At 65.3% G+C, this 19,598-nt stretch carries 16 protein-coding genes; 14 read left to right on the plus strand and 2 right to left on the minus strand.

Going from position 1 to position 19,598, the window contains the following annotated elements; genetic code table 11:
* The first annotated feature begins 387 nt into the window (after window positions 1-387).
* From rplJ to OYT95_RS28875, 12 genes are all read left to right on the plus strand, one after another.
* Entirely contained in the window at window positions 388-948 is a 561-nt protein-coding gene (rplJ, locus tag OYT95_RS28820) for a 50S ribosomal protein L10 (RefSeq protein WP_005252102.1), read from the plus strand.
* 78 nt (window positions 949-1,026) lie between these two features.
* Complete coding sequence (gene rplL / locus OYT95_RS28825) at window positions 1,027-1,413, plus strand: 50S ribosomal protein L7/L12 (RefSeq protein WP_005252104.1); 387 nt, start codon at window positions 1,027-1,029, stop codon at window positions 1,411-1,413.
* 301 nt (window positions 1,414-1,714) lie between these two features.
* Window positions 1,715-2,809, plus strand: coding sequence for an ABC transporter ATP-binding protein (locus OYT95_RS28830; RefSeq protein ID WP_037233512.1), 1,095 nt, complete (start codon window positions 1,715-1,717; stop codon window positions 2,807-2,809).
* A 9-nt stretch (window positions 2,810-2,818) separates the two neighbouring features.
* On the plus strand, window positions 2,819-3,613 hold the full coding sequence (locus OYT95_RS28835) for an MlaE family ABC transporter permease (protein WP_005252107.1): 795 nt from the start codon (window positions 2,819-2,821) through the stop codon (window positions 3,611-3,613).
* A gap of 4 nt (window positions 3,614-3,617) precedes the next feature.
* A complete protein-coding gene (locus OYT95_RS28840; RefSeq protein WP_025433123.1) occupies window positions 3,618-4,478 on the plus strand; it encodes an MlaE family ABC transporter permease in 861 nt (286 codons plus the stop codon).
* A complete protein-coding gene (locus OYT95_RS28845) occupies window positions 4,475-5,833 on the plus strand; it encodes an MCE family protein (RefSeq protein WP_268789748.1) in 1,359 nt (452 codons plus the stop codon). The genes OYT95_RS28840 and OYT95_RS28845 overlap by 4 nt, the downstream gene beginning before the upstream one ends.
* A complete protein-coding gene (locus tag OYT95_RS28850) occupies window positions 5,830-6,909 on the plus strand; it encodes an MCE family protein (protein WP_037233517.1) in 1,080 nt (359 codons plus the stop codon). The genes OYT95_RS28845 and OYT95_RS28850 overlap by 4 nt, the downstream gene beginning before the upstream one ends.
* Window positions 6,906-7,901 carry an MCE family protein gene (locus tag OYT95_RS28855; RefSeq protein ID WP_005564073.1) on the plus strand — a complete coding sequence of 332 codons (996 nt, stop codon included), beginning with the start codon at window positions 6,906-6,908 and terminating at the stop codon, window positions 7,899-7,901. Before OYT95_RS28850 ends, OYT95_RS28855 begins: the two co-directional genes overlap by 4 nt.
* On the plus strand, window positions 7,901-9,157 hold the full coding sequence (locus tag OYT95_RS28860) for an MCE family protein (RefSeq protein WP_112301799.1): 1,257 nt from the start codon (window positions 7,901-7,903) through the stop codon (window positions 9,155-9,157). Before OYT95_RS28855 ends, OYT95_RS28860 begins: the two co-directional genes overlap by 1 nt.
* Window positions 9,154-10,455 (plus strand): MCE family protein, encoded by a 1,302-nt coding sequence (locus tag OYT95_RS28865; RefSeq protein WP_037233520.1) that lies wholly within the window; start codon window positions 9,154-9,156, stop codon window positions 10,453-10,455. Before OYT95_RS28860 ends, OYT95_RS28865 begins: the two co-directional genes overlap by 4 nt.
* A complete protein-coding gene (locus OYT95_RS28870; protein ID WP_268789749.1) occupies window positions 10,452-11,699 on the plus strand; it encodes an MCE family protein in 1,248 nt (415 codons plus the stop codon). Before OYT95_RS28865 ends, OYT95_RS28870 begins: the two co-directional genes overlap by 4 nt.
* A 134-nt stretch (window positions 11,700-11,833) precedes the next feature.
* Window positions 11,834-12,430, plus strand: a complete 597-nt coding sequence (locus tag OYT95_RS28875; protein ID WP_037233525.1) for a hypothetical protein — start codon at window positions 11,834-11,836, stop codon at window positions 12,428-12,430.
* Between the two features lie 153 nt (window positions 12,431-12,583).
* Here OYT95_RS28875 and OYT95_RS28880 read toward each other — a convergent pair whose 3' ends face one another.
* Complete coding sequence (locus OYT95_RS28880) at window positions 12,584-12,757, minus strand: hypothetical protein (RefSeq protein ID WP_268789750.1); 174 nt, start codon at window positions 12,755-12,757, stop codon at window positions 12,584-12,586.
* Here OYT95_RS28880 and OYT95_RS28885 point away from each other — a divergent pair.
* Complete coding sequence (locus OYT95_RS28885) at window positions 12,675-13,397, plus strand: hypothetical protein (protein ID WP_442972573.1); 723 nt, start codon at window positions 12,675-12,677, stop codon at window positions 13,395-13,397. The two genes, OYT95_RS28880 and OYT95_RS28885, sit on opposite strands and share 83 nt — an antisense overlap.
* Window positions 13,398-13,505: 108 nt before the next feature.
* Here the strand turns inward: OYT95_RS28885 and OYT95_RS28890 are convergent, their stop codons facing one another.
* On the minus strand, window positions 13,506-15,668 hold the full coding sequence (locus OYT95_RS28890; RefSeq protein WP_268789752.1) for an MMPL family transporter: 2,163 nt from the start codon (window positions 15,666-15,668) through the stop codon (window positions 13,506-13,508).
* Between the two features lie 410 nt (window positions 15,669-16,078).
* On the opposite strand from OYT95_RS28890, the gene rpoB reads away from it, so the two are divergent.
* Window positions 16,079-19,585, plus strand: a complete 3,507-nt coding sequence (rpoB, locus tag OYT95_RS28895; RefSeq protein WP_037233631.1) for a DNA-directed RNA polymerase subunit beta — start codon at window positions 16,079-16,081, stop codon at window positions 19,583-19,585.
* Window positions 19,586-19,598: the final 13 nt, after the last annotated feature.

Genomic DNA, 19,598 nt, shown 5'->3' on the forward strand with positions numbered 1-19,598 from the left:
ACCGCACGCCGAGTGACGGCGATCACTTCGGCGAGCCTCGGTCCCGCCGCGATTTGGCGGTTGTGCAGGCCATGCCGTAATCTGTCCTGCGGAGTTCAATGCAGTATTTGAACTTCACCCCAAATCATGTTCTACCCAAGACCGTTGGTGATCGCTCCCGCAAAGGCGCGATTGAAAGTCCGGGAATGTCCGGCGGCCCACGCAGGAGGACGAGGTAGGGGGATGCGTATCGGTTGTGGGTTCGCGCCCTGACCGTATCGTTTCCTTTCACGCCCCGTGTGCCCTGCACCGGGGCGTTTTGCATGTCGTGGATTGTGTGCTCCGGGATTCCGGCGGTGCGCAGCGGTTCCGAAGTGGGATAACGACTGTCATGAGAGGAGGCGAAGTATGGCAAAGCCTGAGAAGGTTTCCGCGGTTGCGGAGATCACCGAGCAGTTCAAGGGTTCGACCGCTGCTGTGATCACGGAATACCGTGGTCTGACGGTGGGCAACATCACGACACTGCGACGCGCTCTCGGAGAAGGTGCCACCTACTCCGTCGCCAAGAACACCCTGGTCAAGCGTGCCGCTGCTGAGGCGGGCGTCGAGGGCCTTGATGACCTTTTCGTCGGTCCGACCGCCATTGCATTCATCAAGGGCGAGCCCGTCGATGCTGCGAAGGCTCTGAAGAACTTCGCTAAGGACAACAAGGCGCTCATCATCAAGGGCGGCTACATGGACGGCGCTGCGCTGTCCGTGGACGAGGTCAACAAGATTGCGGACCTCGAGTCCCGCGAGATCCTGTTGGCCAAGCTTGCCGGCGCGATGAAGGGCAACTTGGCAAAGGCCGCAGGCCTGTTCAACGCACCTGCTTCGCAGGTGGCCCGACTGGCTGCTGCACTGCAGGAAAAGAAGGCCGCAGAAGGCGGAGCTGCCGAAGCTCCCGCCGAGGCTGCAGCCGAAAGCTGATCCGCACCCGCGCATCACTGCTATAACCCCGCCCGGTCGCGGATCAGCGACATGGGACTTACAGGAAGGACCGCCACAATGGCGAAGCTCAGCACCGAAGAGTTGTTGGACCAGTTCAAGGAGCTCACCCTCCTCGAGCTCTCGGAGTTCGTGAAGGCATTCGAGGAGACCTTCGAGGTCACCGCCGCTGCCCCGGTCGCCGTTGCCGCTGCAGGCGGAGCACCGGCTGCCGCCGAGGCTGCTGAGGAGCAGGACGAGTTCGACGTCGTCCTCGAGTCGGCCGGCGACAAGAAGATCCAGGTCATCAAGGTCGTCCGTGAGGTCGTTTCCGGCCTCGGCCTGAAGGAAGCCAAGGACCTCGTCGAGGGTGCTCCGAAGGCCATCCTGGAGAAGGTTGCCAAGGACGCGGCCGACGCCGCCAAGGAGAAGCTCGAGGCTGCCGGCGCGAAGATCACCGTCAAGTAAGACGGTCTCCCGCGCTGCTCACCGAGCAGACGAAGAGGGCCACTCCCCATCCGTGGGGAGTGGCCCTCTTTTTGCGTCCGCAGACGGCTTCGGAGTGTCGAGATTCCTGGCCGAAAGCTGGACGCGCGACCAGAATTTTCGCTACCGTTATCCCAGTTCAGACGCGTTGTTTTGCATAGTGGGACCCGGTGTTGGCATGCTTCCTTACTCATGAGTAGCATCCCTTGTCACAGGTAACACGTCGATGCGATAGAGTGACCCAACCCACACGGGGTGAGTGCATCGAACGGTCGCGGAGGTAATGGTGGGAGTCGAGGTATCCGTCGAGGGACTGACCAAGTCGTTCGGCTCGCAGAGGATCTGGCAGGACGTCACATTGACCCTTCCCGCCGGTGAGGTCAGTGCGTTGCTCGGGCCGTCGGGTACGGGTAAGTCGGTGTTTCTGAAGTCACTGATCGGTCTGCTCCGCCCGGAGCAGGGTTCGATCGTGATCGACGGCACCAACATTCTCGAATGCTCCAGCAAGGAGCTCTACGAGATCCGCAAGCTGTTCGGCGTGCTGTTCCAGGACGGCGCCCTGTTCGGCTCGATGAACCTGTTCGACAACGTGGCGTTCCCGCTGCGTGAGCACACCAAGAAGTCCGAGTCCGAGATCCGCAAGATCGTCATGGAGAAGATGGAGCTCGTCGGCCTGCTCGGGGCCGAGGACAAGTTGCCCGGCGAAATCTCCGGCGGTATGCGCAAGCGCGCCGGCCTGGCCCGCGCCCTGGTGCTGGACCCGCAGATCATTCTCGTCGACGAGCCGGACTCCGGTCTGGACCCGGTGCGCACCACGTACATCTCGCAGACGTTGATCGACATCAACGCCGAGATCGACGCGACGATCCTGATCGTCTCGCACAACATCAATCTGGCGCGGACGGTGCCGGACAACATCGGGATGTTGTTCCGCCGGCATCTGGTGATGTTCGGTCCGCGGGAGGTGTTGTTGACCTCGGAGGAGCCGGTGGTCAAGCAGTTCCTGAACGGCACGATGATCGGTCCGATCGGCATGTCGGAGGAGAAGGACGAGGCCACGATGGCGCAGGAGCAGGCGATGGTCGATGCCGGTCACCACGCCGGTGGTGTCGACGACGTCGAGGGCATCGTCCCGCAGATGAAGGCGACGCCGGGGATGCCGTTCCGGCAGGCCGTCGCCCGCCGTCAGGAACGCGTCCGGCACATCATGCACACGTTGCCGGAGAACGCCCAGATCGCCATCCAGGACAGCCTCGACGAGACGTCCGGCGGAAACGGCGGCGGGGGCTACGACTACGCATACAGCCAGGAAGACACACAGGTCATCCCCGCATACCGGGGTGAAGGATACGAAAACACCACTCACGGGCAAGGGTAGGCATATCGGATGGGGGTTACCCGCAGCTCGGTCTTGCGGCCGGTCAACGGTGCGCTGACGCAGGCCGGAAACATCGTCGAGCTCTTCGTCGACGTCGCACGAAACACGTTCAAGCGGCCGTTCCAGTTCCGCGAGTTCATCGAACAGGCCTGGTTCATCGCCAGCGTCACGATCCTGCCGACGGCAATGGTCGCGATTCCGTTCGGCGCAGTGGTGTCACTGCAGACCGGATCGCTCATCAAGCAGCTCGGTGCAGAGTCGTTCACGGGAGCGGCCAGCGTGCTCGCCGTCATCCAGCAGGGTTCCCCGCTGGTGACGGCACTACTGGTGGCCGGGGCTGCGGGCTCGGCCGTCACGGCGGATCTCGGTGCGCGAACGATCCGCGAAGAGATCGACGCCATGGAAGTCCTCGGTATCAACCCGATTCAGCGACTCGTCGTGCCTCGGGTGCTTGCCATGGTTCTCGTCGCGATCCTGCTCAACGGCCTCGTGTCCGTGGTCGGTATCGCAGGCGGGTACTTCTTCAACGTCATCCTCCAAGGGGGTAATCCCGGTGCGTACCTGGCATCGTTCTCGGCCTTCGCGCAGCTTCCCGACATCTGGGTCGGCGAGCTCAAGGCGGCCGTTTTCGGTGTCATCGCCGGTGTCATCGCCGCGTACAAGGGCCTCCATCCGAAGGGCGGACCCAAGGGCGTCGGTGACGCCGTGAATCAGTCGGTGGTGATCACGTTCCTGTTGTTGTTCTTCGCGAACCTGATCCTGACCATGGTGTACCTCCAGATCGTTCCGGCGAAGGGATCGTGACCCGATGACAATCGCCAAGGGACGCGGTGACCGGACACTGATGGCGGCACGCCGAGTCGGTCGTGCGCCGCTCAACGTGCTCGACCGGGCCGGTGAGCAGATGTCGTTCTACGCCAGGGCAATCGCCTGGTCGCCCCACACTCTCGTGCACTACCGCAAGGAAGTGCTCCGGCTACTCGCCGAGGTCACGTTCGGCAGCGGCGCGCTCGCCGTCATCGGCGGCACCATCGGCGTCATCGCGATGATGTCCGGCTTCACCGGCGTCGTCGTCGGACTGCAGGGTTTCGCCGCGCTCGAACAGCTGGGCAGCTCGGTCCTCACCGGCTTCCTGTCGGCCTACGTCAACACGCGTGAGATCGCGCCGATCGTTGCGGCGCTCGCGCTCTCGGCCACCGTCGGTTGTGGTTTCACCGCGCAGCTCGGCGCCATGCGGATCTCGGAGGAGATCGACGCGCTGGAGGTCATGGCGGTGCCGAGTGTGCCGTTCCTGGTCACCACTCGCATGATCGCGGGATTCGTCGCCGTCATCCCGCTGTACATCGTCGGTCTGCTCGCGGCCTATCTCGCCTCCCGCATCATCAGCACCGTGTTCAACGGCCAGTCGACCGGGTCGTACGACCATTACTTCAACTTGTTCCTGCCACCGCAGGACGTCCTGTATTCCTTCGCGAAAGTGCTGATCTTCGCGTTCGTGCTGATCCTGATCCATTGCTACTACGGCTATCACGCGTCGGGTGGCCCCGCCGGTGTGGGTGTGGCGGTGGGCCGGGCGGTCCGTACCGCGATCGTCACGATCGCCGTTCTCGACTTCTTCCTGAGCCTCGCCATCTGGGGCACGACGACCACAGTGAGGGTGGCCGGATGAGCAACACGACATCTGTTGTGGGCCGACGGGTGCTGGGGCTGGTGTTCTTCCTCGTCCTCGCGTTGTTCCTGGCCTTCACCATCGGCATGTTCAACAAGACCTTCACCAAGGTCGTCAAGATCGACCTCCTCACCGATACCGCCGGAAATGCGCTGCCGCCCAATGCCGACGTGAAGGTCCGTGGCCTCATCGTCGGCGAGGTGCGCTCGGCATCCTCCCAGGAGGGCGAGGTCACTCTCGCCCTCGCGATTCAGCCGGACAAGGCGGAGCTGATTCCGTCCAACGCGACGGCGCGGCTGCTGCCCAAGACGCTGTTCGGTGAGCGCTATGTGTCGCTGATCGTTCCGGAGGGCGACACCGCTCCGCCGATCCAGGCCGGCGACACGCTGCGTCAGGACAAGAGCGGCAACGCCGTCGAGGTCGGCGAGGTTCTGGACGGTCTGCTGCCGCTGCTGCAGGCGATTCCGCCGCAGGACCTGGCGAACACGCTCGGCGCTTTGTCCCAGGGACTGAGCGGCCGCGGCGCCGAACTCGGCCTGACACTCGACCGTCTCGAGGAGATCTTCGGCGGGCTGAACACCGAACTTCCTGCCATCCAGGAGGATCTGCGCGGCCTGGCCGACTTCTCGCAGACGTATTCCGAGGCGGCACCCGACCTGGTCAACGCCCTCGACAACCTGCGCACCACCGGAAATACCGTGGTGGAGAGGCAGGGCGAGATCTCCACGTTGCTCGCGTCGCTGACCGGAACCGCGTCGAGCACCGCGGACCTCTTGCAGACCAACGCCGAATCGATCGTCAGTATCGCCGCAGATTCGCGTGAGGCGCTGCAGATCCTCGGCCGTTACTCGCCGAGCTTCGGCTGCACGTTCGCGGGCTTCGCGAAATCCGCTCCCGTCGCCCGAGAACTGCTGGCACCGGACGATCCGTACCCGGGTGTGCGTGCCAGCGTGCAGTTCGTCAATCCGAAGGGTCGCTACGTGCCCAACCAGGACGAGCCGCGGCTGCTCGACAACCGTGGACCGGCTTGCTACGACAACGTCACCGCTCCGGGTGGAAAGTTCCCGCAGTACCCGGGCGGGTCGTCCTACAACGACGGTGCCTACCAGGTGCCCTCGCGGAATCCCGGCCCGTCGACCATCGACTTCCTCCCGGCGCCCGCCGGGGTCCCCGATCAGGTCCCGGGGTACGGAGCCGAGGTCACGCCCGCAAGTTACGCGGGTTCGAAGATGGAGCAGGACACGTTGGACGTCGTCTACGGCGAGGCCGGGGGCATGGCACCGGAGGACGTGCCGAGCTGGACGACACTCGTCGGCGCGCCGACCATGAGGGGGACTGAGGTGAGCTTCAAGTGAGGGGCCTGACCGCACCATTGGTCAAGCTGATCGTGTTCGCCGTGGTCACCATCCTGGCGACCGGTCTGCTGGCCGCCACCATCGCCAACCTCGGTGGTGGTGGTGGCACCAAGTTCAACGCGATCTTCTCGGACGTCACCTCGCTCAACGAGGGCGACGAGGTCCGCATCGCCGGTGTGCGCGTGGGTCAGGTCGAGAAGATCGCGATCCACGACGACCGCGAAGCAGAGGTCCAGTTCACCGTGGCGGAACGGGACTGGCTGCCCGCCGGCACCACCGCGACCATCCGCTTCCGGAACCTCGTGGGGCAGCGCTACATCGCGCTCGAACAGGGCGAGGGCCAGCAGGGAATGAAGATGAGCGGCGGCGACACCATTCCGATGGAGCGGACCAAGCCTGCCGTCAACCTCACCACGCTGTTCGACGGGTTCCGTCCGCTGTTCCAGACCCTCAGCGCCGATGACGTGAACAAGCTGTCGTACCAGATCATCCAGGTGTTCCAGGGTGAATCGGGAACCATCACCGAGCTCGTCAAGAACACGGCAAGCCTCACCAACACCGTCGCCGACAAGGATCGGGTGATCGGTGCGGTGATCAACAACCTCAACGACGTGCTGGCCACGGTGAATCAGCGTGACGATCAACTCGATTCGCTGATCGTCAACACCCAGCAGCTCGTCACGGGCCTGGCGAACGAGCGGGGAACCGTCGGTTCGGCGGTGACGTCCCTCGCGGGACTCACCGACGCGACGGCCGACCTGCTCGAACCCACCCGACCGTCCATCCAGGAATCCATCACGTCGCTGAACACACTGGCGACGACGTTGAACCGTAACTCCGACACGGTCAACAGCGTTCTCCAGACGCTTCCGGTGAAGCTCGAGAAGCTCGGCCGGGCAGCCAGTTACGGATCCTGGTTCCAGTTCTACCTCTGTGGAGTCGACATCGTCGCAGGACCAGGTACCGCGCCCCAACTGAACCTGCCCACGGGCCTGCCCACCGTCAACCAGCCGCTCTATACGAACTCGGCGAAACGGTGCACGCAGGACGGCCTACAGGAGTTGCAGACACGATGAGCAGACGTCGCAGCCCGGCAGTGGCGGGTGCCCTCGGCATTCTCGTGGTGCTGTTGGCCACCCTGTCGGCCTTCTTCCTCGATTCGCTTCCGTTCATCGGCGCCGGATCGACCTATCACGCCGAATTCACCGAGGCGGCGGGGCTCAAGCCCTCCAACGAGGTCCGGATCGCAGGCGTCAAGGTCGGCAAGGTCACGTCCGTCGAACTCGACGGCGACCACGTGGACGTCGCCTTCAAGGTGTCGGATGCGTGGGTCGGCAACGAGACGTCGGCGTCCATCCAGATCAAGACGATCCTGGGCCAGAAGTATCTCGCCCTCGACCCCCGTGGCTCGGACACGCTGAATCCGAGCGACGTGATCCCGTTGGATCGCACCACGTCTCCGTACGACGTGATCGAGGCGTTCTCGGCCGCCGCACAGACGGTGGGTGACATCGACTCCGATCAGCTCGCGCAGAGCATGGTGACGCTGTCGCAGGCGTTCGAGGGAACTCCCACGGAAATCCGCGCCTCTCTGGACGGTGTCAGCAGGCTGTCGCAGACCATCGCCAGCCGCGATCAGGAACTGCAGAAATTGTTCGACGCGACCGGCAAGACCACCAAGGTCCTCGCCGACCGCAACGCCGAATTCAACCGGTTGATCAGCGACGCCGGTCTGCTGCTCGGTGAGCTCAACAGCCGTCAGCAGTCGATTTCCCAGCTGCTCACCGGAACTCAGCGGCTGTCGCAGCAGTTGACCGGACTCGTGCGCGACAACGAGGCCGCCATCGGTCCCGCGCTCGAACAACTCGACGGTGTCGTCGAGATCCTCAAGGCCAACAACGAGAACCTGGACAAGGCGATGAAACTGTACGAGCCGTTCGTCCGCCTGTACACGAACGTGGTCGGTAACGGTCGCTGGTTCGACCAGGTCGTGGTGAACCTCCTGCCGCCGGGTCTGCCCGACATTCCCGGTCCGCGCGATCCCGTCCGCACGTTGGGGGGTAACTGATGGCAGACGTCGAGAACGGAGCCGAGCGCGGCGGTCGCGGCGGGGTCGCCCTCATCGCGGGCATCGTCATCGTCGCGCTGGTGATCGCCGGCGCCCTGTGGTGGGTGTTCACCCGCGCAGGCACCACGCAGATCACCGCGTACTTCGACAAGTCGGTGGGCATCTACGAGGGTTCCGACGTGCGGATCCTCGGTGTGAAGGTCGGATCCGTGGACGGTGTCGAACCGCAGGGCGACCAGGTGAAGGTCGACATGCGCGTCGATCGTGGCGTCGACATTCCCGCCGACGCGAAGGCCGCCCAGGTCACGCCGTCCGTGGTGTCCGACCGCTACATCCAGCTCGCGCCTGCCTACACGGGCGGCGACAAGATGCAGAGTGGCGCCGTGATCTCGCGTGACCGTACGGCCACCCCCGTCGAGGTGGATGAGCTGTACGCGAGCATCGAGAAGCTCTCCACCGCTCTCGGCCCGGACGGGGCGAACAAGGAAGGCGCGCTGTCACAGTTCGTCGAGACCGGCGCGGCCAACCTCGACGGAAACGGAGAGGCGCTGGGGCAGAGCATCAATCAGCTGTCCGACGCCGCCCGCACACTCAACGAGAGTCGCGGCGACCTGTTCGACACCGTGAAGAACCTCCAGGTGTTCGTGGGTGCGCTGGCGGCCAACGATCAGCAGGTCCGCGACTTCAACTCGCAGCTCTCCGACCTGTCCGGATTCCTTGCGGGGGAGCGGGAGAACCTCGGTGCCGCCCTGAACCAGCTGGCGATCGCCCTCGGCGACGTCTCGAAGTTCGTGGCCGACAACCGGGAGATCCTCGCCGAGAACGTGGACGATCTGGTTCCGGTGACGCAGACCCTCGCGGACAACCGCGAGTCGCTGGTCAACTCGCTGACCCTGCTTCCGCTGGCGATCAGCAACCTGGCCAACTCCTACGATGCGGAGTCCGGCAACCTGGCCTCGCGCCTGGCGTTCCCGGATCTGCAGGATCCGGCCGGTGTCGCGTGCAAGTTGATCGATCTCGGCAAGCTGGTTCCCGGCGATCCGCGATTCGAGCAACTCGGACGTCAGATGCAGCCGCTGATCGACAACTGCGCCAACATCACGTCGCAGATCACGCAATCGGCGAAGACTCCGTCGCTCGTGCTTCCCTTCGGGATCATGAGTGCCGACAACATTCAGCGGACGGTCACGCCCGGCACGGTGCCGGGTGTCGTGTCGCCGCGATTCGAAGGTGCAACGGGTGGTGAGGGCGAATGAAGCGGTCGGTAATCCTCGGCGCCGGTGCGTGCGCCGTCGCCATCGCAGTGACATCCTGCTCGTCGGAGGGGATTTACGGAGTTCCGCTGCCGGGCGGTCCGGATGTCGGTGACCACCCGATGCACCTGACGATCCAGTTCGACGACGTCCTCGATCTCGTCCCGCAGTCCGCGGTCAAGGTCGACGGTGTTCCGGTGGGCCGGGTCGAATCGATCAAGGTGGCGCCGGACGGCTGGACGGCGGATGTGGAGGTCGTCCTCGACTCGTCCGTCGATCTCGCGGCCAACGCGGTCGCCGCGATCGAGCAGACCAACCTGCTCGGCGAGAAGTTCGTCCAGCTGTCCGAACCGCCGGAGGACAAGGATCCCGCGCGGCTCGAGGACGGCGACACGATCTCTCTCGATCGCACCCGGCACGCCACGGAGATCGAGCAGGTTCTCGGCGCCTTGTCGCTGCTGCTCAACGGTGGCGGCGTCGGCCAGTTGCAGCCGATCGTCCACGAATTGACCACCGCACTCGACGGGCGTGAGGATCGGGTCCGGGGACTTCTCGAGCAGGCGAACACGCTCATCGACGGTCTCAATCAGCAGCGCGACGACATCACCCGCGCCCTGGACGGTCTCGACGCCTTGACCACGCGAGTGAACGAACAGAACGAGAAGATCGGGCTGATCCTCGACCAGCTCCCGATCGCCGCCGAAGTGCTCAACGAGCAGCGTCCGCAGCTCACCCAGATGCTCACGCAACTGGACCGGCTCGGTACCGTCGGCACGGACGTGATCAACAGGTCGAAGAACGATCTGATCGCGGATCTCCTCGCGCTGCGGCCGACCCTGAAGGCGCTCGCCGAGTCGGGCGACGACCTGCCCAATTCGCTCGCGTTCATCCCGACCGTTCCGTTCCCGGACGGCGTCGAGAAGATCGCGCTCGGCGGATCGGTCAACCTGTTCCTCACGGTCGACCTGCAGATCGGCGATGCGCTCAGCGCACTCGGCGTCGGTCAGGGCGACCCGGTGTACGTGCCGCCGAAGTTCGGTGAGCCCAAGCCGATCGTCGATCCCTCGAACCCGTACTACAACGGCAACGGACCGAAGCCGGGGTGGCCGACGGTGTCGCTGCTGCCGATTCCGCCGATCATCCCCGCCCCGACGGGTCTGCGGATCCCGGGGCTCCCCGGAACCGCGCCAGCGGCCGGCAACGGTGGCGCAGAGAACGGCACGACGGACGGCGCAGCGCCGTCGCCACAGAACCCACTCGGGGGACTGCTGGAGCAGTTCGGAATCGGGGGTGGACAGTGAGGTCACGACTGGTCAGGATCCAGCTCGTCGCGTTCGCCATCGTGGCGATGCTCGGGCTGGTCTACGTCGGCGCCAAGTACGTCCGCCTCGACAACCTGCTCGGGTTCGGTGAGTACGACGTGAACGCGCAGTTCAAGGACTCCGGCGGCATCTTCACCAACGCCGAGGTCACGTACCGCGGTGTCCCCGTCGGCCGCGTCGGCGACCTGTCACTGACCGCGGACGGAATCAACGTCGAGTTGAAGATCTCCTCGGGTGGGCCCGACATCCCTGCGTCGGCCAAGGCGGTCGTCGCCAACCGATCGGCGATCGGTGAGCAGTACGTGGACCTTCAGCCCGACAGCGACCAGGGGCCGTTCCTCGAACAGGGCTCGGTGATCACCGAGGCCGACACGTCGACACCCGTTCCGGTCGAGCAGGTGCTGATGGCCACCGACGGTCTGGTCCGGTCGGTTCCGGTCGACTCGTTGCGCACGGTCGTCACCCAGCTGGGAACGGCATTCAACGGCAAGGGCGAGGATCTGCAGACACTCGCGGATTCTCTGTCGACGCTGACGAAGGACGGACTCGACGTCCTCCCGCAGACGCTGGCCCTCATCCGGGACAGCCAGACGGTGCTGGCGACGCAGTCCGATCAGTCCTCCGCGATCGTCCAGTTCAGTTCGGATCTCGACGCGGTTGCGGCGCAACTGCGGACCAGCGACCCCGATCTCCGCGCGATCATCGACAAGGGAATTCCGGCGAGCGACGAGATCGGTCTGCTGGTGAACCAGATCGGTCCGAGTCTCACCACCGACCTGACGAACCTCGCCGCGGTCGGCGACAAGCTGGCTCCGCAGGCGATCGCGCTGCGGCCGATCCTGATGTTCCTGCCTGCCATCGCGGCGTCCGCGTCGACCGTGGCCCCCGGCGACGGCACGGTGCACCAGGGCATCGTCCTGGAGACCAACAATCCGCCGTCGTGCACACTCGGTTACGAAGGGACGCAGGAGATCCTGGCCGAGATGAAGCGGCAGGACCCGAACTTCGACGACACCCAGCAGGACTTCCCGTACAACACGAAGGCCAACTGCGACGCTCCTCAGGGAAGCGTGACGGGTGTGCGAAGTGCAGACCGCATCGTGTTCGCCGATCCGGACACGATCCAGCCGTGGGATTTCAAGCCGAAGGTCATGCCTGACACTCTCAACTTGAATCCCATCGCAACGCAGCTCGCGCCGCTCCTCGGGGTTACTCCCAAGTAGCATTCGGTCCCGGCCGAGGGCGAGTAGAAGAAAACAATCAGTAGGGTATTGGTGTGACGCGAATTACCACGCCCCCGGAGTCGGGACAACCGGCTCCGGGGAAGGACAGAACTCTGAAGGCCTCGTTTGCTGCGGTGACCGCACTGGTGGTGATCGCGGTTGTCGCAGCCGGATGGTTTGGCTTCGGGTGGGCGCGCGCTCTCTTCGTGGACAAGCCGATCGCCGACGCACGCGATTCCGCGTTGACAGGCGCCCAGCAGGCCGCGATCAACCTCAACTCGGTCGATTCACAGGACCTCGACGGATCCTTCGAGAACATGAAGTCGTCGATCACGGGCGACAAGATGAACCAGGACCTCCAGGCGACGATGGACGGGTTCACCGACCAGATGCGTCAATCAGGTGCGGCGAGCAAGGCCGAGCTGATCCAGGGCACACTCACGGAACTGAACACCGACGACGGCACTGCGAAAGCGCTGGTCGTCGTGGCAGTCACCACGACGTGGCCCGACCGCTTCGACAAGGCCAAGGTGACGATGCGGATGGACGTCCAGGACGTGGACGGGGTCTGGAAGGCCTCGTCGGTCGAACCGGTGGGCGGTCGTATTCCGCTCGAGAGCGGTCCGGTGCCCGCCGACGGCGCGGCTCCGGCCCCTGCCCCGACCGAACCGGCTCCCGCCGAGCAGGCGCCGGCCGAACAGGCGCCTGAAGGCGACAGCGGCGGTCAGTAGTCCTGATGTGCCGCGGCGGCGTGTCGCTGCGGTGTCCATGTCGACGACAGCTCGTCGTGCAATGAGAAAGTGGTGAACTATGCCCCCCAAGCGCCGAAACAACGTGCCGGACAGCGCTGCAAAGGGCAGGCGTCCGCGCGTGGCGGGGACCCGTCAGGCGACGCCGAAGCCGCCCCGATCGGAAACCTCGGTCACCCAGACGGAACCGGTGGCGAAGCCGGAACCGGCGAAGAAGCCGGAACCGGTGGCGAAGCCCGAGGCCGCGACGACCGCAGCAGCAGTCGCCTCCTCGACCACGTCCGCCGAGACGGCGAAGACCTCCGACACGGACACGACTGTGTCGTTGGCCAAGCCGGTGTCGACGGCGAAGGCCGCGTCCGCGGGAAAGACGAAGGTCCCCAACCTTCAACCGCGCATCAGCACGCAGCAGGCCCCCGCCGCCGAGACTGCGGCGGCCGACACCGGGTCCGGCAGGATCACCTGGAAGCTCGTCGGGATCCTCGGAGCCGTGGCGGTGGTACTCGGGGTGTTCGCGGTCGTCGCGGCATTCAAGCCTGGCGCAGACATCACGAACACCGCCTGGGTCGACGAAGGTGCCACCGCGGAGGTGACCAAGGCGGGAACCGAGGCGATCGAGACGCTGTACACCTACAGCTACGAAACCATCGATCAGGACTTCGACAAGGCGCGCGGCTACCTCGACGACGCCAAGCGTGACGAATTCGACTCGACCGCCGACACCACCAAGCAGGCCGCCATCCAGACCAAGACGGCCACCCAGGCCTCCGTGACCGACATCGGGGTCACGATGCTCGACGGCGACCGCGCCGAACTGCTCGCGCACATGAACGTCAGCGCCACCGGTGATGCCGTCGCTCAGGGCAGTGCCGCGACGCCGTTGTCGATCAAGATGGAGAAGATCGACGGCAAGTGGGTGCTGACCGACATCTCCGACAGTGAGGGCTGATCCTCCTGCCCGGAAAGAATTGGGCAGGAACGGGATCCGTGATACCTGGACGGGTGAGCGCTGAATTGCCCTCCCCGGCAACGTGAACCGATTCCCATCCGGTCTTAGTCACGATTGGATGGGAATCTGTTGCTGCGGTGTCGGTTTCGGATCCTCGGGGGAACCGGGAGTCGGTGACTTCCGCGCCAGGAATCCCGGCGCCCACCAATTGGCCTCACCCATCAGCTTCACCAGGGCGGGCACCAGCATCATGCGGATGACGGTGGCGTCGATGAGCAGCGCGACGATCATGCCGAGCCCGATGAAACGCATCATCGTCAGTTCCGACAGCGTGAACGCGCCGGTGACCACGATCAGCAGCGCCGCGGCCGCAGTCACGATGCGCCCCGTATGTGCCGTACCGATCCGTACGGCCTCCTCGGTCGACGCGCCCTTGTCGTGGGCCTCGACCATTCGTGACATCAGGAAGATCTCGTAGTCGGTGGAGAGCCCGAACACCACCGCGATGATGAGGACGACCATCGTCGCGGGCAGCGGCCCCGGCGTCACACCGAGGAGATCAGCACCGTGGCCGTCCTCGAAGATCCACGTGAGCACGCCGAACGAGGCGGCGAGGCTCAGGGTGGCCATCGCGATCGCCTTCAGGGGTAGCACCACGGACCGGAACGCCAGCAACATCAGCACGAAGGTGACGCCCACCATGATCCCGATCATCCACGGCAGTCCCGCGGCCATCGCGTCGAGTCCGTCGGCGGTCAGGGCGTTCAACCCGCCCAGCATCTTCTCGGTGCCTTCCGGGGGCGGGAGGTCGCGCAGTGCCGCGGCCGTCGCCATGGCCCCCGTGGTGCGGTCGGCGTCGTCGAAGACGGCCCGGATGGCGACGAACGTGTCGGTGGCGCCGACCGGGACCACCCGCTGGACGCCGTCGACCGCGGCCGTCGACCGGAAGAGCTCCGCAGTGGCGGCCGGCGGCGGTGCCCTGCCGTCGCTGCCCTGCAGGACCAGCGTCGCCCCGTTGTTGGCGAGCGGGAAGTCGGTGGCGAGATCCTCGACGGCGAGCCGGAGCGGGTGAGCCGCAGGCAGCCCGGTGTGGTCCAGATCACCCAGCGACGCTCCGGTGAGGGGTGCGGCGAGCACGAGCAACCCCGCGACGATGGCCGTCGCGATCGGGACGGGCCGCCGCATGACGCGGGCGGCGACGCCGCCCCAGAACCGGTGCGCCCGGTCTTCGCCGCGCTCGACCACACCCGGTCGCCATGTCAGCGAGTTGATGCGCGGCCCGAGCAGCGCGAGTGCCGCGGGCAGCGCCGACAGCGACAGCACGGCGGCGATCCCGATGGCTGCCATCCCGCCGTAGGCGAACGACCGGACGATGGCCTGGGGAAACACGAGCATGCCCACGAAGCCGCACACGAGGAGGAGGGCGGAGAACCCCACCGTGCGGCCGGCTGTGGCGAGCGTCCGGCGGACGGCGTCGTCCGAGCGGGAGCCGGACCGCAGCTCCTCACGGAACCGGGTCACGACGAACAATCCGTAGTCGATGGACATGCCGAGCCCGACGAGGCTCGCGATGTTCACCGAGAATGCGCTGACCTCGGTGAAGTACGAGATCACGCGCAGGGCGCCGAGGGCGCCGAGGATCGCGAGACCGCCGACGCACAGCGGGACGGCCGCGCCGACGAGACCGCCGAAGATGACGAGCAGAAGGAGCAGCAGAAGCGGGAACGACACCGCCTCCGCTCGCAGCAGATCACTCTCGGACGCCTCGTTGAAGGCGTTGGCTGCCGCGCTGAAACCGCTGAACTCCGCGTCCGTGCCGTCGATGACCAGCAGGGGTTCGAGATCGTGGTACGCCGCGATGCGAGTGTTCTCGTCGCCGCTCAGCGACAGCACCACCAGTCCCTCGGTGCCGTCGGTGGACCGCAGGAACTCCTTCGCCTGCGGCGGCGCCGACCAGTACGACAGGGGGGTGTTGGCGAGCATTCCGGGGTCGATCTGCGCGAGGTGGGCGGTCACCTCGGGACCGAGATCGTCGATGGTCGCACCCGGACGTGCGTGGTAGGTGACCGCCAGGTCGGGGGTCTGCCGTCCGAACGTCCCCTCGATCAGGCGCTCGACGCCCGCGGACTCGCTGCCCGGATCGGTGTACCCGCCGAGGCTCAGCCGGTCGAACACGCCCGATCCCCACGCCCCGCCGAGCAGCACCAGCAGCACCGTGGCGGCGAGAACCAGCTTCGGACGGGCGACGACGAACGAACTCCAGCGCGTCACGGCTCTGCTTCCCTCGAGAAATCGACTTCCGATCGCGTGCGCATATTGTTCACCGCCCGTCGGCGGCTGGGAAGGGGCGGCGGGAACAGCCCCGGGCCTCGCGAAACGACGCGACACGCCCCCTAACTCTTGACGCCGCGATGATCACGCGTCACTCTGATGCGAGAACATGCGCAGTGACGCGTGGCCAAGCGCCCGGCTGGGTGCTGTTTCGGGTGCCCGACTCGACATCTACTGAGTTTGGGTGTACTTTTGGACGTTGCGCTGGCTGCCTCCTGTCCACCCCTCGTCCGCACCGCTGCGAAGTGATTCACTCTTCAGCAACTGTGACGAGTTTCGTTCGGGTTGTGACCAGCGAAATTCGAAGCAGATACAGCGGCGGTCGCAACAGCAAGAGCGGCCCGCGTGAGGTGCTGGAAGGACGCATCTTGGCAGTCTCTAGCCAGACCAAGGCAGTTTCCGGAATCCCCGGAGCCCCGAAGAGGGTTTCGTTCGCAAAGATTCGCGAACCCCTCGAAGTTCCCGGGCTTCTTGATGTACAAACCGATTCGTTCGAGTGGTTGATCGGTGCGCAGAGCTGGCGCGAACGCGCCGCCGCTCGTGGCGACAGCGCAATCTCCGGCGGTCTCGAGGACATTCTCGCGGAGCTTTCCCCGATCGAGGATTTCTCGGGCTCGATGTCTCTGTCCTTCTCGGACCCGCGCTTCGACGAGGTGAAGGCCTCGACGGACGAGTGCAAAGACAAAGACATGACCTACGCGGCGCCGTTGTTCGTCACCGCGGAGTTCATCAACAACAACACCGGTGAGATCAAGAGCCAGACGGTCTTCATGGGCGACTTCCCGATGATGACCGACAAGGGCACGTTCATCATCAACGGCACCGAGCGTGTCGTGGTCTCGCAGCTGGTGCGTTCCCCCGGCGTCTACTTCGACCACTCCGTCGACAAGGGCACCGAGAAGGACCTGCACAGCGTCAAGGTCATCCCGGGCCGTGGTGCATGGCTCGAGTTCGACGTGGACAAGCGCGACACGGTCGGCGTCCGCATCGACCGCAAGCGCCGCCAGCCCGTCACCGTGCTGCTGAAGGCCCTCGGCTGGACCACCGAGCAGATCACCGAGCGCTTCGGCTTCTCGGAGATCCTCATGGCGACGCTCGAGAAGGACAACACCGCAGGCACCGACGAGGCGCTGCTCGACATCTACCGCAAGCTGCGTCCGGGCGAGCCGCCGACCAAGGAGAGTGCGCAGACGCTCCTGGAGAACCTGTTCTTCAAGGACAAGCGCTACGACCTGGCTCGCGTGGGTCGTTACAAGATCAACAAGAAGCTGGGCCTGAACCTCGGACAGCCGATCGTCGCGTCGACCCTCACCGAGGAAGACATCGTCGCCACCATCGAGTACCTGGTTCGCCTGCACGCCGGTGACACCGAGATGACCGCCCCCGGCGGCAGTGCGGTGCCCGTCGAGGTCGACGACATCGACCACTTCGGTAACCGTCGTCTGCGCACGGTCGGTGAGCTCATCCAGAACCAGATCCGCGTGGGCCTGTCCCGCATGGAGCGCGTGGTTCGTGAGCGCATGACGACCCAGGACGTCGAGGCGATCACGCCGCAGACGCTGATCAACATCCGGCCCGTCGTGGCTGCGATCAAGGAGTTCTTCGGAACCTCCCAGCTGTCGCAGTTCATGGACCAGAACAACCCGCTCTCGGGGCTGACGCACAAGCGTCGTCTGTCCGCCCTCGGCCCGGGTGGTCTGTCCCGTGAGCGCGCCGGCCTGGAGGTGCGAGACGTTCACCCGTCGCACTACGGCCGCATGTGCCCGATCGAGACCCCTGAGGGTCCGAACATCGGTCTGATCGGTTCGCTGTCGGTGTACGCACGGGTCAACCCGTTCGGCTTCATCGAGACGCCGTACCGCAAGGTCGAGAACGGCCAGGTCACCGACCAGGTCGACTACCTGACCGCGGACGAAGAGGACCGCCACGTCGTCGCACAGGCCAACTCGGCCCTCGACGCCAACGGTCACTTCACGGACGATCGCATTCTGGTCCGTCGTAAGGGTGGCGAGGTCGAGTTCGTCTCGTCCGCCGAGATCGACTACATGGACGTCTCGCCGCGACAGATGGTGTCCGTCGCGACCGCGATGATTCCGTTCCTCGAGCACGACGACGCCAACCGTGCCCTGATGGGCGCGAACATGCAGCGTCAGGCGGTGCCCCTCGTTCGCAGCGAGGCTCCGCTGGTCGGTACCGGCATGGAACTGCGTGCCGCCGTCGACGCGGGCGACGTCATCGTCACCGAGAAGACCGGTGTCGTCGAAGAGGTCTCCGCCGACTACGTCACGGTCATGGCCGACGACGGAAGCCGCAAGACGTACCGGATGCGCAAGTTCGCGCGTTCGAACCAGGGCACCTGCGCCAACCAGCGTCCCATCGTGGACGAGGGACAGCGTGTCGAGACCGGACAGGTCCTCGCCGACGGCCCCTGCACCGAGAACGGTGAGATGGCGCTCGGCAAGAACCTGCTCGTCGCGATCATGCCGTGGGAAGGCCACAACTACGAGGACGCGATCATCCTGTCGCAGCGCCTCGTGGAAGAGGACGTCCTGACCTCGATCCACATCGAGGAGCACGAGATCGATGCCCGCGACACCAAGCTCGGTGCCGAGGAGATCACTCGCGACATCCCGAACGTCTCCGACGAGGTCCTCGCCGACCTCGACGAGCGCGGCATCATCCGTATCGGTGCCGAGGTTCGTGACGGCGACGTGCTGGTCGGAAAGGTCACGCCGAAGGGCGAGACCGAGCTGACCCCCGAGGAGCGCCTGCTGCGCGCCATCTTCGGTGAGAAGGCTCGCGAGGTTCGCGACACGTCGCTGAAGGTCCCCCACGGTGAGACCGGCAAGGTCATCGGCATCCGCGTGTTCTCGCGCGACGACGACGACGATCTGCCCCCCGGTGTCAACGAGCTGGTCCGCGTCTACGTGGCACAGAAGCGCAAGATCCAGGACGGCGACAAGCTCGCCGGCCGCCACGGCAACAAGGGCGTCATCGGCAAGATCCTCCCGCAGGAGGACATGCCGTTCCTGCCCGACGGCACTCCGGTCGACATCATTCTGAACACCCACGGTGTTCCGCGTCGTATGAACATCGGTCAGATCTTGGAGACCCACCTCGGGTGGATCGGCAAGACCGGCTGGAACGTTCAGATCGCCGGCGACGGCTCCCGTCCCGATTGGGCGGAGCAGCTGCCTGAGGAGATGCTGTCCGCACCTGCCGACTCCAACATCGCCACCCCGGTGTTCGACGGCGCCAAGGAAGACGAGCTCACCGGTCTCCTCGGTTCGACGCTGCCGAACCGCGACGGCGAGGTCATGGTCGCGTCCGACGGAAAGGCCACGTTGTTCGACGGCCGTTCCGGCGAGCCGTTCCCGTACCCGGTGTCGGTCGGCTACATGTACATCATCAAGCTGCACCACCTGGTCGACGACAAGATCCACGCTCGTTCGACCGGTCCGTACTCGATGATCACCCAGCAGCCGCTCGGCGGTAAGGCCCAGTTCGGTGGCCAGCGCTTCGGTGAGATGGAGTGCTGGGCGATGCAGGCCTACGGCGCGGCATACACGCTGCAGGAGCTGCTCACCATCAAGTCGGACGACGTGGTGGGTCGAGTCAAGGTGTACGAGGCCATCGTCAAGGGCGAGAACATCCCCGAGCCGGGCATCCCCGAGTCGTTCAAGGTGCTCCTGAAGGAGCTCCAGTCGCTCTGCCTCAACGTGGAGGTGCTGTCCTCGGACGGCGCGGCCATCGCGATGGCCGACGGTGACGACGAGGACCTGGAGCGGGCCGCAGCGAACCTGGGCATCAACTTGTCCCGGAACGAAGCGGCGACGGTCGACGACCTCGCGAACTAGGTTTCGGTCCCCG

The sequence above is a fragment of the Rhodococcus sp. JS3073 genome (genome assembly GCF_026810085.1).
Lineage (GTDB): Bacteria > Actinomycetota > Actinomycetes > Mycobacteriales > Mycobacteriaceae > Rhodococcus_F > Rhodococcus_F wratislaviensis.

Excerpts from the sequence above, each read along its gene's own strand:
- OYT95_RS28835 (WP_005252107.1), top strand. The coding sequence starts at position 2,819 with ATGGGGGTTACCCGCAGCTCGGTCTTGCGGCCGGTCAACGGTGCGCTG.
- OYT95_RS28865 (WP_037233520.1), top strand. The coding sequence starts at position 9,154 with ATGAAGCGGTCGGTAATCCTCGGCGCCGGTGCGTGCGCCGTCGCCATC.
- rplJ (WP_005252102.1), top strand. The coding sequence starts at position 388 with ATGGCAAAGCCTGAGAAGGTTTCCGCGGTTGCGGAGATCACCGAGCAG.
- OYT95_RS28845 (WP_268789748.1), top strand. The coding sequence starts at position 4,475 with ATGAGCAACACGACATCTGTTGTGGGCCGACGGGTGCTGGGGCTGGTG.
- rplL (WP_005252104.1), top strand. The coding sequence starts at position 1,027 with ATGGCGAAGCTCAGCACCGAAGAGTTGTTGGACCAGTTCAAGGAGCTC.
- OYT95_RS28855 (WP_005564073.1), top strand. The coding sequence starts at position 6,906 with ATGAGCAGACGTCGCAGCCCGGCAGTGGCGGGTGCCCTCGGCATTCTC.
- OYT95_RS28830 (WP_037233512.1), top strand. The coding sequence starts at position 1,715 with ATGGTGGGAGTCGAGGTATCCGTCGAGGGACTGACCAAGTCGTTCGGC.
- OYT95_RS28860 (WP_112301799.1), top strand. The coding sequence starts at position 7,901 with ATGGCAGACGTCGAGAACGGAGCCGAGCGCGGCGGTCGCGGCGGGGTC.
- OYT95_RS28840 (WP_025433123.1), top strand. The coding sequence starts at position 3,618 with ATGACAATCGCCAAGGGACGCGGTGACCGGACACTGATGGCGGCACGC.